Annotated in this window: 10 protein-coding genes; 5 read left to right on the top strand and 5 right to left on the bottom strand. The window is 48.8% G+C overall.

Annotated features, from left to right (window positions below):
* Positions 1–297 precede the first annotated feature (297 nt).
* The 4 genes from H6F68_RS27385 to H6F68_RS27375 are packed head-to-tail and all read left to right on the top strand — an operon-like array spanning position 298 to position 5,696.
* Complete coding sequence (locus H6F68_RS27385; protein ID WP_242065684.1) at positions 298–1,947, top strand: AAA-like domain-containing protein; 1,650 nt, start codon at positions 298–300, stop codon at positions 1,945–1,947.
* A complete protein-coding gene (locus H6F68_RS27380; protein ID WP_190563994.1) occupies positions 1,944–5,087 on the top strand; it encodes an AAA-like domain-containing protein in 3,144 nt (1,047 codons plus the stop codon). Before H6F68_RS27385 ends, H6F68_RS27380 begins: the two co-directional genes overlap by 4 nt.
* 56 nt (positions 5,088–5,143) lie before the next feature.
* A complete protein-coding gene (locus tag H6F68_RS29530; RefSeq protein ID WP_277876174.1) occupies positions 5,144–5,278 on the top strand; it encodes a hypothetical protein in 135 nt (44 codons plus the stop codon).
* Between the two features lie 34 nt (positions 5,279–5,312).
* Positions 5,313–5,696: a CU044_2847 family protein gene (locus H6F68_RS27375; protein ID WP_190563993.1), complete on the top strand. Its 384-nt coding sequence runs from the start codon at positions 5,313–5,315 to the stop codon at positions 5,694–5,696.
* A gap of 277 nt (positions 5,697–5,973) precedes the next feature.
* On the opposite strand, the gene H6F68_RS27370 is transcribed toward H6F68_RS27375, so the two are convergent.
* The 4 genes from H6F68_RS27370 to H6F68_RS27360 all read right to left on the bottom strand — a co-directional run bounded on the left by H6F68_RS27370 (position 5,974) and on the right by H6F68_RS27360 (position 13,071).
* Positions 5,974–7,191 carry an LGFP repeat-containing protein gene (locus H6F68_RS27370; RefSeq protein WP_199300415.1) on the bottom strand — a complete coding sequence of 406 codons (1,218 nt, stop codon included), beginning with the start codon at positions 7,189–7,191 and terminating at the stop codon, positions 5,974–5,976.
* A 380-nt stretch (positions 7,192–7,571) separates the two neighbouring features.
* Positions 7,572–7,796, bottom strand: a complete 225-nt coding sequence (locus tag H6F68_RS29915; RefSeq protein WP_399315289.1) for a CU044_2847 family protein — start codon at positions 7,794–7,796, stop codon at positions 7,572–7,574.
* Positions 7,797–7,975: 179 nt separating this feature from the next.
* Positions 7,976–11,368, bottom strand: coding sequence for an AAA-like domain-containing protein (locus H6F68_RS27365; protein WP_190563992.1), 3,393 nt, complete (start codon positions 11,366–11,368; stop codon positions 7,976–7,978).
* Positions 11,368–13,071 (bottom strand): AAA-like domain-containing protein, encoded by a 1,704-nt coding sequence (locus tag H6F68_RS27360; protein WP_190563991.1) that lies wholly within the window; start codon positions 13,069–13,071, stop codon positions 11,368–11,370. The genes H6F68_RS27365 and H6F68_RS27360 overlap by 1 nt, the downstream gene beginning before the upstream one ends.
* Positions 13,072–13,845: 774 nt before the next feature.
* Here H6F68_RS27360 and H6F68_RS27355 point away from each other — a divergent pair.
* Entirely contained in the window at positions 13,846–14,544 is a 699-nt protein-coding gene (locus H6F68_RS27355) for a DUF928 domain-containing protein (RefSeq protein WP_190563989.1), read from the top strand.
* 393 nt (positions 14,545–14,937) lie between these two features.
* Here H6F68_RS27355 and H6F68_RS29910 read toward each other — a convergent pair whose 3' ends face one another.
* Complete coding sequence (locus H6F68_RS29910) at positions 14,938–15,135, bottom strand: WD40 repeat domain-containing protein (RefSeq protein ID WP_399315287.1); 198 nt, start codon at positions 15,133–15,135, stop codon at positions 14,938–14,940.
* Positions 15,136–16,038 lie beyond the last annotated feature (903 nt).

Below are 16,038 nucleotides of genomic sequence, written 5' to 3'. Positions count from 1 at the left end.
TGCCTGAGAAAGTAGGTGTAAAGATACAAGTCTGTATCGAATGGAACTACTAAAATCTACTCAACAGCACACAATTCTAGGGTTACAGTGGCACAACGCTTGGATTGCTAAAAAAGGTAACCAGATTGTGTTATTTGCTGCAAGGGTTTCTGGAAGCGTATAGATTGTTGGAAATACCGAAGCGGGCAGCATTGTCCACCAACTATCCCAATTGTCTGATTCCTTATGAGTAGCACTTCGGCACGCAAGAAAAGGACAATTCTCTTCCTGGCAACAAACCCTAAGAATTCGGCAAAGTTGCGTCTTGATGAAGAATTTCGGGATGTGAGTGAGGCACTAAAAGGCTCAAAGAACCGGAGTCGGTTCGATTTGAAGCCTCAGTGGGCGACTCGGCGTCGAGATGTTCGGAGAGCAATGCTAGACTATGCTCCCCAAATTGTCCATTTTTCGGGACATGGTGCTGGAGAGCCAGGGCTGTTAATTGAAAATGAGCTTGGGCAAGCTGAGTTGCTGACCTCGGATGCACTAATTGGCTTGTTTGAAGATGCGGACCAGGTCGAATGCGTCCTACTGAACGCATGCTACTCGGAGGTGCAAGCCAAGGCGATCGCCCAGCATGTTCCCTACGTGATTGGTATGAATCAGGAGGTGGGGGATAAAGCGGCGTTGGAATTTGCGGTGGGTTTTTACGATGCTTTAGGAGCAGGGCTTTCGATCGAACGTGCCTATAAAGAAGGCTGTAAAGGCATTCGGATGGCGGGGATTCCGGAGTATTTAACCCCGGTTCTAGAGCATAAGACTGGAAAGCCAGAAGGGGAAGTGCAGGAAAAAAGTTCCCTGTCACCTCCTGAATGCTCGACTGAATTTCATGAAGAAACTTTGCTTGAGTCATCTGTTGTTTCTCCTTTATCTAAAGCTGCTGTAGGGGAGCTAGAAGAAACGGGCGGACAAGTACCACTTGATTCACCATTTTATACAGAGCGTCCGCCGGCTGAATCCCGTTGCTATGGGGCGATCGTTAAACCAGGAGCACTCATCCGCGTCAAAGCTCCACGGCAGATGGGTAAATCCTCATTGACGATTCGAGTTTTTGACCATGCAAGCAAGCAGGGGTGTCGAGCGGTGTGGTTACAGTTGCAGCAGGCTGGTGAGGAACCTTTTTCCAGTTTGGATGCCTTTTTGCGATGGTTGTGTCGGCGCGTGACTGCTAAACTGCGGCTTCAAGATAAGGTGGTGGAGTATTGGCAGAGTGTTTCTGCTAGTACGGACAAATGCACGGATTACTTTGAACTTTATTTACTGGAAGAAATCAATGCGCCATTGGTGCTGTGCCTAGATGAAGTGGATGAAGTCTTTAAGCATCCACAAGTGGCTGGTGATTTTTTTGGACTACTGCGCTCGTGGCATGAGGAAGCGAAGATCAATCCTGTGTGGTGTAACCTGCGGCTGGTAATTACCCATTCCGAGGAAGTCTACATTCCCCTAAATATTAACCAATCGCCGTTTAATGTAGGGGTACCAATCGAGTTGCCTCCGTTAAATCGGGCACAGTTAAACGACCTTGTGCAACGGCATGGCTTGGCATGGACAGAAGCGGAGCTAGATTCGCTAATGGCAATGGTGGGTGGACAGCCCTATTTAGCACGAGTCGCACTTCAGCAAATTGCCTCAGGGGCGCTGGCGTTAGCTCAATTTTTGCAGGTTGCTCCCACCCAAGCAGGCATGTTTGCTGCCCACCTAAAGCGGCATTTAGGAAATTTGCAGGAGCGGCAACTGAATACGGCAATGAAGCAGGTGGTTGCGTCCGACCATCCTGTACAACTACCGATCGCACAGGCTTCTAAGTTAGCGAATATGGGCTTGGTGCGATTCGAAGGGAATGAGGTAGTACCGCTATGCAACCTATACCGCAACTATTTCCAGGATGTGTTGGGGGGTAGTCGATGAACGATACACCTTCAGTACCCTACGACTATCAGAGTGAGGGAGGTGCGCTACTAATTGATGCGCCGACCTATGTAAAGCGGAAAGCTGATGATGAGCTTTATGAGGGGTTGAAGGCGGGGCAGTTTTGCTATGTGCTGAATGCCCGTCAAATGGGGAAATCAAGCTTGAAGGTACGAACGCTTCAGCGATTGCGGGGTGAAGGGATTGCCTGCGCGGCAGTAGATTTGCAGGGAATCGGCACTTCAGCGACGGAGGAACAATGGTATTTCGGTGTAATCAGCCGCATTGCTCGATCGCTGGGCTTACATCGCCAATTCAATCTGAATACTTGGTGGACAGAACAACCTCGCCTTTCGTATGTCCAGAGGTTTGTCGAGTTCTTGGAATCGCTATTGCTGCCTTCTGTACCTCAACCGATCGTGATTTTCATTGATGAGGTTGACCTGACGCTAAGCTTATCGTTCCGGGATGACTTCTTTGGGGCACTGCGGGAAAGTTATAACCGACGGGCGGATGAACTGGAGTATCGCCGTCTAACGTTTGCACTATTTGGAGTAGCAACGCCATCGGATTTGATTCAGAACAAGCAAATTACTCCGTTTAATATTGGGCGACCTATTGACCTGACGGGGTTTCAGTGGTCAGAAGCACAACCATTGATGCTCGGACTTGCTGCCAAAACCAGCCATCCGGAGGTGTTATTACAAGCGATTTTGGACTGGACCGGGGGGCAACCGTTTTTAACGCAAAAGCTGTGTAAGTTAGCTCAAGTGACAGATTCTGAACCAATGGCAGGTCAGGAGAGCCAATGGGTTGAGCAGTTAGTACAAACCAAAGTCATTGATAACTGGGAGACACAGGATATCCCCCCCCACCTGAAGACAATTCGCGATCGCCTCTTACTAAGTGGTGAACAACGCACCGGACGGTTGCTGGGATTGTATCAACAGATTTTGCAACAAGGGGAGATTGCGGCGGATGACAGCTCAGAACAAGTGGAGTTGCGGCTGACAGGCTTGGTGGTGAAGCGGAATGGCAAACTGCGCGTTTACAACCGCATTTATGAGCAGGTATTTAATCGAGATTGGCTGGAGCGATCGCTGGCGGAGTTAAGACCTTATGGAGGAGCGATCGCGGCTTGGCTCGTAGCAGGATGTCAGGATGAATCGCGGTTGCTGCGAGGGCAAGCATTACAGGACGCCCGAACTTGGGCCGAAGGGAAAAGCTTAGGGGATGACGATCGACGCTTTTTGGATGCCAGCCAAGAGCTGGAGAAGCGAGACGTGCAGGCCCGATTGGCAACAGAGCAAGAAGCAAATCAGATCTTGACGGCAGCAACCCGGAAGGCGAATCGGCGCAATTTATTCAGTTTGGTAGGGGCAGTGGCGGCCTTGGTAGTAGCGGGGGTTACGATACCGACATCCATTAAGGCTGGGGCCGATCGCGATACTGCCCTGAGGGAAGTGACAGAAGCAAGACAGGATAAGGAGCAGTTAGAAACAGACAAAACGAAACTTGTAGCGGATAAGGATCGGTTAGCAGCGGACAAAACACAGCTTGTGGCAGATAAGGTCAAGCTGGATAACAATTTACAGGCAACGCTGACCCAGGCCGCAACGGCAGAAACCGAAGCACGGGACGCAGAGCGTAAGTACCAACAAGCACGGGCAAAGGAACAAAGTGCTCGTCAGCAATACCAAGAAGCACAGCAACAGGTACAGCAGGCGAAGATACAACTGGAGCAGGTCACCCAGGGGAAAACTCAGGCAGAACAGGCGGAGCTAGCGGCACAGAATCAGGTGAAGATAGCTCAAGCACAGTTAGCAACAACTCAAAGCAATTTAGACCAAGCAAAGGCTGGTCTAAACCAAGCTCAAGATAGCCAAGCAACAATTTTGCAGGTGAACAGCCTAGAAAAAGATGGGTTGGCAGCGCTAAATCGTGCCAAGTTTGAACAGTTGAGGGGCTTAGTGGATGCTATGCAAGTGGGGGAGCGTGCCCATAATTTGTTCCAGACTAAAGGACAAACAGGTTTTGCTGCTAGCCCTATCTATGCCCTCCAGACAACGCTGGATCAAGTTGAAAACAGGGCTCTTCAACCGTGGCAACATCAAACGCTATTAGCGCATAGCTCCATTGTCAAGACGGCCCAGTTTAGCCCGGATGGCAAACGTATCGTCACTGCGTTGTTATATGACAAGACAGCACGGGTGTGGGATGCTCAGAGCGGTCAGGAAGTTGCCAAACTCGCGGGTCATAAAGGCAGTGTCAATGCAGCGCAGTTTAGCCCAGATGGCAAACGCATTGTCACAGTTTCAGAAGATGACACGGCACGGGTGTGGGATGCCGAGAGCAGTCAGGAAGTTGCCAAACTCGCGGGTCATGAAGACAGTGTCTATGCAGCGCAGTTTAGCCCAGATGGCAAACGCATTGTCACTGCATCCAGGGACTGGACGGCACGGGTATGGGATGCCGAGAGCGGCCAGGAAGTTGCTATACTCATGGGTCATGAAGAAGGTGTCATTGAGGCGCAGTTTAGCCCGGATGGCAAACGCATCGTCACAGCTTCAGAGGACGACACGGCACGGGTGTGGGATGCTCAGAGCGGTCAGGAAGTTGCTATACTCACGGGTCATGAATCCAATGTCAATGCAGCGCAGTTTAGCCCGGATGGCAAGCGCATCGTCACTGCATCCGGGGACAGCACGGCACGGGTGTGGGATGCTCAGAGCGGCCAGGAAGTTGCTAAACTCGCGGGTCATGAAGCCTATGTCAATGCAGCGCAGTTTAGCCCGGATGGCAAGCGCATCCTCACTGCTTCAGGGGACAAGACAGCCCGGGTGTGGCCAGTGGAAAACTTGGATGGCTTGTTGGCACGGGGCTGCGCCTGGCTGCACAATTATTTGATTACAACACCGCAAACCCTACAAACTCTACCCACTTGTCAAACTCCGGAACGACTCCGCGCCGCTGCCCTTAACCTCGTTGCCGACAGCGAAGAGCTCGCTCGCTCCGGCAATATTGAGGCGGCCATCCAAGGACTCAAAACTGCCCAAAAATGGGACCCCCGCCGCACCTTTGATCCAGTGACCCGTGCTCAAGAACTAGCCAAGGAAAATCAGTCCAAGAGATCTCCATAAAATTCGTACGATATATCCAAGACAGAATCTATAGGGAGTACAGTTGATGACCGTTAATGACAGCTACGCCCACTCCTAAAACCTATTTAATGACCAAGCCATCAGTCCCAGCGATCACGAGCAGCCTCAGCGCTGCTCATGGCTGTGAAGTAAAGCAACTCACCCCTTGGATCAACTCCGAGCAACGCTAAACTGTAGCTGACAAACTGTAACCGTTAATTACTAATGGGACAACTTACCCCAATAATCCTCGAAGATGGAACTACGATCTACATCGAAGCGATCGACCGTTCCAGTTCAACACCTGACGTAGTTGTTCCTAACCCGTCGGTTGAGAATGATATCAAGCGTGGCGGTGGCATTGTCTTTGAGACACCTGCTAAAAAACAAACTCAAACCTTCCAAGCGATCGAGCATACCATTCGGGCCTATACCACCTACACCCTCAATGCCTTTAAGAATGTCGCGATCGCCGAGGTCAGCGAAGTTACTCTTAAGTTTGGCGTGAACATCAGCAGTGAAGCAGGCATTCCCTACATTGCCAATGCCAAAGGCGGCTGTAGCATGGAAATCACCGTCAAATGCGAGTTTCCTAAAAAAGCTGATTAACCAGAACTTGCAATTCTTCTCCTTGGTCTGTCCTCTTCTGTGTAAAGCTCCAAATTGTCTGCTTACAGTGGGGACCGTAGCTGATGTAGATAGGCTTAGTTTCAACTCCGTTGATCAAAGGCCATAACGTAACAGCTAAACGTTAGATCTCCTACTATATAAGCTTTGCAAGCATAGCTACAGGTTCAGCTCAACCCTATAGCTATGCTTAAATACCGATGAATGTTCCTTAAAGGACAGGAGCTAATACGTTGTAGATGCGATCGCACTGATGCCCTCAAACCTTCCGAACAAAGAAGTATAAGCGATAGATTCCTTCACTATCACTGCCCAAGTCCCAAGTGAAATCAGCTACGGGGTCACCACTCTCAGCTTGCCTTGCCATCCGAATCAAATTATCCTTCGTTAACAATTCAGCACGTCTGCCTACATCATCATCCCCTGCACCAACCAACTCACTCAGCTTATTGGATATCAGTTGAACCACGTTGCTAGGAACTGAAGCACCCGTCTTAACTTTAAGCGCAGTATTACCCATCTCTAGAATTGACCTGAAAGCTCCAGAGAAAGCATGTGGGTCACCTTCATCATTTTCGCGGATTACCACTGCCAAAATGACGTCCTCTGCAACACCAGAGTACAGCCTAGTTGCAGAGCGGATAACATTACCCTTATCTACCGAAATCACCCCAGTCTCATGAGGTGTCTGCGCTTGTCCAGAAGTAGAAACTCCTAAGAACATGTAAGGCTCATCACTACCTGACCATTCGTTGGATTCGTCTAGGCAACGAAATCCTGAAAACCAGATTTCTATATTAGTTTGATAGAGTTTTACTTTCGTTCCCCCTGCAGGCGTCCAGTAAATTTCTCCACCCTCAAAGATGCTATGTCTACCTTGACCATTGGTGCCTTCTGTTACTAGTTCATCAGTGCGAGGATAACCCAAGCTGCCCGTTTCCCACCCTTGGGATGCCCAAGCATCTCGAATGAGACCTATAACAAAATGGGCTCCAGTGTTTGGAGTCCAATAGATTGACCCACCCTGGAAGTGGTTGAAGCGCCCCACTCCATCAGGACATCCTAGTTCATCAGTCACGGGGTAGCCTAAGAAGGAGGTTTCCCAGCCCATCGAAGCCCATTTTTCTCGAATGGAACCATAGATTAGTTGTGCTCCAGTCTGAGGAGTCCAATAGATTGACCCACCCTGGAAATGGTTGAATCGACCCACTCCATCAGGACATCCTAGTTCATCGGTCACAGGGTAGCCCAAGAAGGAGGTTTCCCAGCCCATCGAAGCCCATTTTTCTCGAATCAATCCGTAAATGACTTGAGCTCCAGTCGCAGGAGTCCAGTAGATTGAGCCGCCCTGGAAGTGGTTGAATCGACCCACTCCATCAGGACATCCTAGTTCGTCGGTCTGTGGTGCACCTAGGAAAGAGCTGTTCCCTCCTATAGACATCCACTTATCTTTTATCGCACCAATAACAGTAGGCACAGTGTTGCTCCTTTGTAGATCAAGACTCAGGGACTATGTAGACTGCAGTGTTTAAGGCTTAGTCAAGGCGGAACTGCTTTCTATGCCTTGTATCTCAACTCTAAAAAGCAGAAAGAGCTTTGGCAGCACCCGAAAGGGTACCCTTTAAACCAGAATTCCACAGACCTCCCCCAGTGCGATCGGCTCTTTTGCAAGCTATTGAACGGTTTGCCTCATTCGGTAGCAGATGCAGAAGAAACATAAAGATAGTTGGGGATATGAGCTAACGCTGACACACCAAGATATGTGGAACTCGATTAGCAAATCTATGGCTTGCTGCAAGAGAGCAACTCTCAAAAAGACCTAGTGCAAAGACGTAACTGCGTTAGCTCTACCATCAGCTAAAGGTTCACAGACCAATAGACTGACTTACTTCTCTGTGTGCTGCTTGATGAAAAGACGCATTTCATGATGACTTCGGTCCTACATCCCGTTTTGTCATTGGCAATGTAAGGCAAGCCTGCCTGGATATCAACGTTAACTTCAAACTTAGGAGTAACTTCGCTGACTTCGGCGATCGCGATATTCTTAAAAGCTCTTAGGGTGTAGGCCGTATCAGAGCGGATAGTATTTTCGACAGCTTAAAATCTCTGATCTCCAGATAAAGGAGAAGTAACTGGAAAGAAGGTCCACTTAGGATTATGGTCCTAGCTGGTAAGGGAGCTAGTAGGAAAGCTATTTTGCTCAGTAGCTTCGATATAGAGAGTCGTGCCGTCTTTCCATGTGAGTGAGGTGAGATGCGCCATTAGGGCGGTGCTCCTTGGTAATTCTGAACAGGATCGCTTTTACAGAGATAGGCATTTTCTGGATGAGTGATGAGGTAAGCCTGAATCCAGTTGCAATTCGTTACTATGAGTTGATCAACATCCCCCCAGGACCACAGCTTGATTGTGTTGTCGTCGCTCGCCGAGGCAATTGTCTTGCCATCTGGACTGAAACTTACACTTAAGACTGCAGCTTCATGACCTTTAAGCGTATTGAGTGCTTGACCACTCGCTACATCCCACAACTTAATCGTGTTGTCGTCACTCGCCGAAGCAATCGTCTTGCCATCTGGACTAAAACTTACGCTTAGAACCCCTAACCTATGCCCTTTGAGCGTGTTTAGTAATTGACCACTCACGACATCCCACAGCTTGATCGTGCTGTCTTTGCTGGCCGAGGCAATTGTCTTGCCATCTGGACTGAAACTCACACTTCTGACTCCAGACCCATAACCTTTTAGTGTATTTAGTGCTTGACCACTTGCTACATCCCACAGCTTGATCGTACCGTCAGCACTCGCCGAGGCAATTACCTTGCCATCCGGACTGAAGCCTACACTGGAGACCACAGCTTCATGACCTGTAAGCGTCTTTCGTGCTTGACCACTTGCTGCATCCCACAACTTAATCGTACTGTCTCCACTTGCCGAGGCAATTACCTTGCCATCTGGACTGAAACTCACGCTCAAAACCTCAGACGCATGACCTGTAAGCGTGTTTCGTGCTTGACTACTTGCTACATCCCACAACTTAATCGTACTGTCTCCACTTGCCGAGGCAATTGTCTTGCCATCTGGACTAAAACTCACGCTCAAAACCCCAGACTCGTGACCTGTAAGCGTGTTTCGTGCTTGACCACTTGCTACATCCCACAGCTTGATCGCACCGTCTCTACTCGCGGAAGCAATTGTCTTGCCATCTGGGCTGAAACTTACATTCTTAACCCTAGACTCATGACCTTTAAGGGTGTTTCGCGCTTGACTACCTAGTACGTCCCACAACTTAATCGCGTTGTCGTCACTCGCGGAAGCAATCGTCTTGCCATCTGGGCTGAAACTCACGCTCCAGATCGCAGACTCATGACCTTTGAGGGTGTTTCGTGCTTGACCACTTGCTACATCCCACAGCTTGATCGTACCGTCACCACTCGCTGAAACAACTGTCTTGCCATCTGGGCTGAAACTCACACTCCAAGCCGCAGACTCATGATGTTCTAAAGAGTTACGCTCATTCACACCATATAAACCTTGCAAGGCAGCTATGACTTGAGACTGAGTCTTATCATCTTGCAACGTCTTGGATAACTGTTTAAACTGCTGAGCCGCCTCTAAAGCTTTCAGCAATCCTGCAAACAGTTTGCCAGCTAAAACCTCTTCTCTTGAGGAAGCAACCACCAGCTGCACATTCGTAGCTGCTAGGGTGGCTTCAGCAGCGATAGTTTTGTCTTGAGCTTTTTGTTGTTCCGTCAGAGCTGTGGCTACTGCTGCTTGGGCCTGCTCTTTACTGACATTCACTTGCTTCAGACGTTGGCCAACTGCTTTAGCCTCAGTGTTCGCTGCCTCTAGCCTTTGTTTAGCATCGTTAAGCCGCCTCAAAGCTTGGTTTCTAGCAGCACTGATCGCTTGCCGCTCTTTTTGGGCTTTCGCCTGCTCCTGTTTAGCTGAGGCTACTGCTTGTTTCGCCGTAGCACCTTCCTGTTTAGCGACATCTCGCTCTTGTTTAGCGAATTCAACAGATTGTTTTGCTGCTGTTTCCTGCTGTTTTGCTTGCCTCGCACTCTGTTCGGCTTGATGGGCTTGGTCGGTCGCCTGTTGGGCTTGGTCAGTTGCACGTTTAACCTTATTATTGGCTTGACTAGTGTTCACACTTGCTAGAGAAGCCACAATTAGCGAGATTATCATTGCAGCTGCGCCTAGACTACTGACAAACACAGCTCGACGGCTCGCTTTTGTTAAGGTTTGCTGAGCTGTCTGCTTAGCTTGTTGTTCTGCCTCTAATGCTACTTTCAGGGTTTGCTGAGCTTCCTCACTAGCTTGAGTCAACAGTTGATTAGCTTGCCGTTCCGCCTCTAGAGCTGCTTGAACGGCTCGATTGCTCAAATCCTCGCTGGCCCTGAGAAATTGAAAATCTAGATCACTCAAGCTTTTGCCGACTGCCCACACTTGGGCTTCCCGTAACGCCTCCCCTTGCAGTAAGCGAGACTCATCCTGCCGTCCCGACCTCTCCCAAGCCGTGATCGATTCTGCATAAGGACGTAACTCAGCCAACGCCTCTTCTAGCCAGGTGGCATTAAACACAGCGGCATAGATTTGGTTGTAAACCCGAAGCTTGCCCTGCTGCTTCACCACCAGACCCGTCAACCGCAGTTTCATCTGCTCCAGGCTGTCATCTGCTGTCAGCCCTTCCTGCTGCAAAATCTGCTGATATAGCCCCAACAAGCGTCCCGTATTTTGGCTACCACTGTAGAGAAGGCGATCGCGAATAGTGCGTAAATGCTCTGGCTGATCTTGAGCTTCCCAGTTGTCAATCACTTTACAGCGCACTAGCTCTGTCACCCAGTGGGCTTCTTTTCCAACGGGGATTTCTGTTTCTACCTGGCGCACCAGCTTACATAGCTTTTGGGTCAAAAATGGCTGTCCCCCTGTCCAATCTAGAATGGTTCGGAGTACTGCTTGAGGATCAGTGGCGCGTTCTGCTAATCCCAGTTTCAAAGGTTGGGCTTCGGCAAGTTGAAACCCTGTCAACTCGATAGCCCGACCAATATTAAAAGGCGTCCGACGGCGGTCTTGGATTAAATCCGAGGGAGTAGCAACCCCGATCAAGGCAAAGGTTAGGCGATTATAAGCAGGCTGATCGGCTCGACGGTTATAACAGTCTCGAATGACCGCAAAAAAGTCATCTTGGTTAAAGGGCAGTGTCAATACACTATCGATCTCATCAACAAACACAACAATGCTTTGCGGTACTAGGACGAGCAAGACTTCACTAATAAACTTGCTGAAGCGTTGCACTGGAGAAAGTAACTCCTGCTGCTGCCACCAATCATTGAGATCAAACTGGGCATACAGGTTCAAGTCAGTGATTAAGTAGTCAATGAGTCCGGCGTACCACTGTTCTACCGTTGTGTCCGCTGCCCCAATCGAAGTGATGTCGATCGCAGCACAGGCAAATCCTGCTTGTTTCAAGCGCTGCATCGTCCGCACGCGCAAACTAGATTTGCCCATTTGCCGTGAATTCAAGACATAACAAAACTCGCCTGCCTTCAATCCTTCATAAAACTCTTGGTCGGCTTGCCGGGTTACATAATTCGTTGCATCAAGTGGTAAGCTTCCTCCCACCTGATAGTCGCTATGGCTTGGCAAAATCGGGTTCATTAGCCTACTCCCAAGCGATCGCGGAAGTAAATCTGGTAGAGGTTACACAGCGGCAAGACATCATTGCCACGACGCTCCACTAACCCCATACTGTGCAGCTTAAAGCCTAGACTCGACTCTATCCGCACGGGTCCCTCGGCCATGACAACTTGTTTCATCGCTGCCTCCAACTGCGGGTCATTCCGCAAGTTCTCTAGATGCCGTCGCAGATGGTCGCTGTAAAGCCCTTCCTCCGTCGGTGCGATCGCCAGGAATTTCTCCAGCGTTAGATTGCCTTTCGCAATCTCATACAGCGCTCTGCGAACTAAATAAGGGTGCCCATCCACCACGCTCCTAAGTTGATCAATTTCAGAGCTAGACCAACCGAGGCCATGTCGCTGCACTAAGTCGCTCACCTGAGTCTGGTTCAACTCCGGTAACTCAATGGGCAATCCAACATTAAACGGTGATTGATTGATGTTCAGAGGAATGTACACCTCCCTGGAATGAGCAATCACCAAGCGGAATTTCTGCCAAGTAGCATCGTTCTTACTTTTCTCATGCCAGAAGCGTAGTAACCCAAAAAAGTCTTGAGCCACCTCCAAGTGCTGAAAGACTTGATCTACCTCATCTAGCCCCAACGTTAAGGGCTCGTTCAGGGTTGCGAACAGATAGCGCTGGAAGTAGTTGGTGCATTTGTTTTTGCTGCCCAACACTCCTTTCCACAGCTCGCTGAGGCGATCGTCTAGGTTTAGCTCATTTGCCACGCTAGCGCAGAACCATTGCAGAAACTGGTCGATGTTATTCAGGAACTCACTATCTACTGATTGCAAGTTCAGATAAACCACTCGATGTCCCTGCTGCTCTGCTTGATACAAAATCCGCTGCATTAAAGACGATTTACCCATCTGCCGAGGTGCCTTGACCCGAATTAAAGCCCCTGGCTTGAGGATTTCTTGATAGCAACTGGATTCAATCGGTGGACGCTCGACATAAAGAGGCGACTTCAAGCTAACAGAACCCTCTGGGGTCTCCAAGAAATAACTTGAAACCATTTTCAGCGATCGCGAGGCTGATAAAGCTATTAGAGGGCATGCTTCACTACCCTCATTCACTTCTTGAACAGGTTCAGGTTCAGAGAGTATCTCTGATTGCTTCTTGAGGACAGGAGTCAGTTCCTCTGGAATGCCCTCCATGCTAATACTGGTGCAGCCATAGTTATAGGCAAACTCAATCGATCTCCCACTCGCTAAAGCATCATAAAACCCGACAGCAAATTCTCGGGCTGCCTGATCCCCCACTTCCTGGCTCATACCAATCACGTAGGGAATATGACGGGCGATCGCATTGGCCTGCAATTCGGAATAGCAAGCATTCAGGACAACGCACTCAACCTGCTCCTTAAACAAATCAAACAAACTTGCTAAAGCCTTAGCACTGACCAATTTGACTTGGCCTAACTCATCCTCTAGGGCTAAACCACCTTCCCCAACTCCATGCCCTGAGAAATGCACAATCTGTGGTTCCAATTCCAACACAGCTCGTCGCATTTCACGCGGAGTGACTGCCCACTTTTGTTCCAATTGAAACTTGTTGCGCTGCTTGGAGCGCTGCAACCCCTCATCAATCTCATTGACTTCTTCTCCTAGCCGAAGTGGAGTAGAAGCCTTGGGGTTAGCTGCCAAAAACAGAATGGTTTTTTTGTGCCTGCGGGGGCTAATCATGCACAGCCATTCCTATCTAGATGGGTTACCTAGTTTCTTACAATATCAAGAGTTATCTTTACACTGATAATCGGTTAAGACTGTAGTGGGAAGTAACCCCAGACATTAAGTAACAATCAGTCATATCCTTTGGTAAAGCTGCTGCCTTTGCTACTTCTAAGCAAGATGCAGTATTCTACACTAGATGGTCTCTTATTTAACTCACACAGATGAGTGGTTGAATAGAGTGAGGCATCAATTTCAGTTTGACAGCACCAAGAATTGAAACAATGATATTCGAGTAGTGCTGTGTAAGGCTTCAAGGATTTTTCATTCTATTTTCTGACAAATCTAATTATCCACCGTTGTTCGTGGTAGCGGTACCGCTACCACGAACAACGGTGCAGGGGTTTTAGGCCTATCTTGTACTTTTATTGCCCATACGTCGGCTCAACCCCACAAGAACTTTATCCGCAGATTATGAGCAAGATTCGATTCGAAGTGACCCCCAAACCGACAAAAGCTTAAAAAGTGGCCCAAGGAAAAACGGAATTTGTTGTAGTGGCAATGTGGTGGATCATTGAACGCTCGAATGTACGGATGGAGCGGTATAAAAGTTGGTTAAGAACTTTGAGCAGAAATTGAGCCGTGCCATTGCCAATCTCTGCTTTATCAGACTGCTGCTTAGAAGATTGGCACCTAAACAGATATCAAATGGGTTCTATAGCAAGGGGATACTGTATGCAGCTATGGCAAGGAATGAAGATAGGTACACTATCAGTGTTATTAGCTAGTATGGCTGCGATCGAACTGATGCCAGTAGCGACAGCTTTACCAACGCAAGGGACATTGATGACGCGATCGCGGCGGCTTAATTTCCGTGTGGGCGTGCGGCCTTCCCATTATCGGACTGGAGGGTTTAGTCGCTCTGGTAGTAGCTGTGGCACTCAAATGCCAGCGGCTTTAGTCCCTCCGCCTCAGGCTCAGGAAAAGGTAGCTAGCAACAAAACGACAGTAGACAAAACCGCTTCCGAGCGGCCAACATTTTTTGTTTACCTACCACCCTTAGATACCCAAACAGCACAATTCACCTTACAGAACGAAACTCGAACTAGGCAACTCCATAGTGTCACCTTTAAGCTGACCGGAAAGCCAGGGGTTGTAGGGATTTCTTTGCCCAACTCTGCGCCTGCTTTACAGGTAGGACAGAAGTATTTCTGGCAAGTCACTGTAGGCTGCGATCCTGATGATTCCAGCGTCGCGGTGATTAGCAGCTGGGTTGAACGGGTGAAACTGCCTACTGCCACACTCAACAATCGTCTAGCAGCCTTGGCAGAACAGGGCATTTGGCAGGATGTAGTAGCGCAGATTGCCTTGCAGCGGTATCACAATCCTGGCGATCGCGCTGCCATTGAGGACTGGTCTGCCCTCATGGAAGATGCGGGATTACAGCAATTTAAACAAGCGACGATCGTCCAAATTGTCAAGAACTGACCAAAGTTGAGTAAGCTTTCCTGAGAAAACAGATAAAAGTGTTGTTCGAGGTTGGCGATCGCTGTTCCACCTGACGTTTGGGCGATGACTTGGTGGCGATCGCCCTGACCAGTCTGCTGAATATGGGTTTGAAAATTTGGGTGGGAGATGGGTAGATGCCTTTGGCTCTAACGCATCCGCTTAAAGAGAAGATGGAGCCAACGTAGCCGGTGATTGAATTGTTGGACTAACTGCACCATACTTGGTTCTACTGATTGAGCCAGACATAGCGCTGGCAAGCGTGTCTGGCTTCTCTGGCAATATGATTTTTCGGCTTAATTAGAGTAGGTGATATCGTAATTCTTCCCAGCCTTGCTGAAGTAAGCCTTGCCAAGAAGATACTTTAGCAATTGACTAAAGTCGCACTGTATTATCATCGCCTCCACTAGCGATGGTCTTGCCATCAAGACTGAAGGCAACAGCACTAACTCTCCTTTCATGCCCATGCAGAGGTTGACCAATAGGCTTACCCGTTCTGACATCCCAGATTCGCACTGTATCGTCCCAACTACCACTAACAATCATCCTGCCATAAGAACTGAAGCCACTAATTTAGCCCCGTTAGTCGTGCGATCGCCTGACCTTTAAGTGCCCTCATGCCTCTGGGAAGGCTCTTTGAGTTGTTGCGGTGGTTACTAGAGGATCGCGCCTCCCATCAAATTCGATCTAATCCGGTTCTTGCCATCTTAGGCAGAGGGGCGAAGGAAATTAGCCTGAAGCAGTGCTGAACAATTCCGTGCAATCAGCTTCATTAGGGTGTTATACAGAATAATCATCAGCCTAATCATCTCATTGAGGAATTAGGCTGATGGTTTTCGGCCTGTCTGCTCTATAAAGAAATTAGCTCGACGTAGTTCCGCTTAATTAATAGTCAAGTAGCTTGGGTCATTGGTGTTGATGGTATTTGGGGTTTATCTATTAGACTCATTAAACTTGAGAGCTGAGTAAACTTATCCTTAACTAGCTTTGAAACTATGGGGTTTGAATTTGACCATCTCTTTATCTGTACTGATATTGGTGCTCGCGAAGCTGATCGTTTAGTATCATTCGGTTTAGTAGAGGGGACATCTAATACACATCCTGGGCAAGGCACGGCCAATCGCCGTTTCTTTTTTCACAACGCGATGTTGGAACTGTTGTGGGTTCACAACACAGAAGAGGCGAAATCAGAGCTCATTCGCCCTACTCGTCTTTGGGAGCGATGGATAAATCGGGATAACACATGTCCCTTTGGAGTCTGTTTGCGTCCAGGGACAAGTGATGGTGACACTGTTGCCTTTTCCAGTTGGGCATATCGTCCACCTTATCTGTCTGACACACTGAGTATCGCAGTAGGTACAAATATAGCAATCCTAATCAAGTTGTAAGGATAAGGAGAAGTTATTAGGCTGAGAGAAGGACTCGTAACTAACTCACAAGAAATGGATTCACTCCAGCAATTCATTGCCACCACCA

The sequence above is a fragment of the Trichocoleus sp. FACHB-262 genome (assembly GCF_014696035.1).
In the GTDB taxonomy this organism is placed as follows: domain Bacteria; phylum Cyanobacteriota; class Cyanobacteriia; order FACHB-46; family FACHB-46; genus Trichocoleus.
This window is presented reverse-complemented; position numbering and strand designations above follow the sequence as displayed.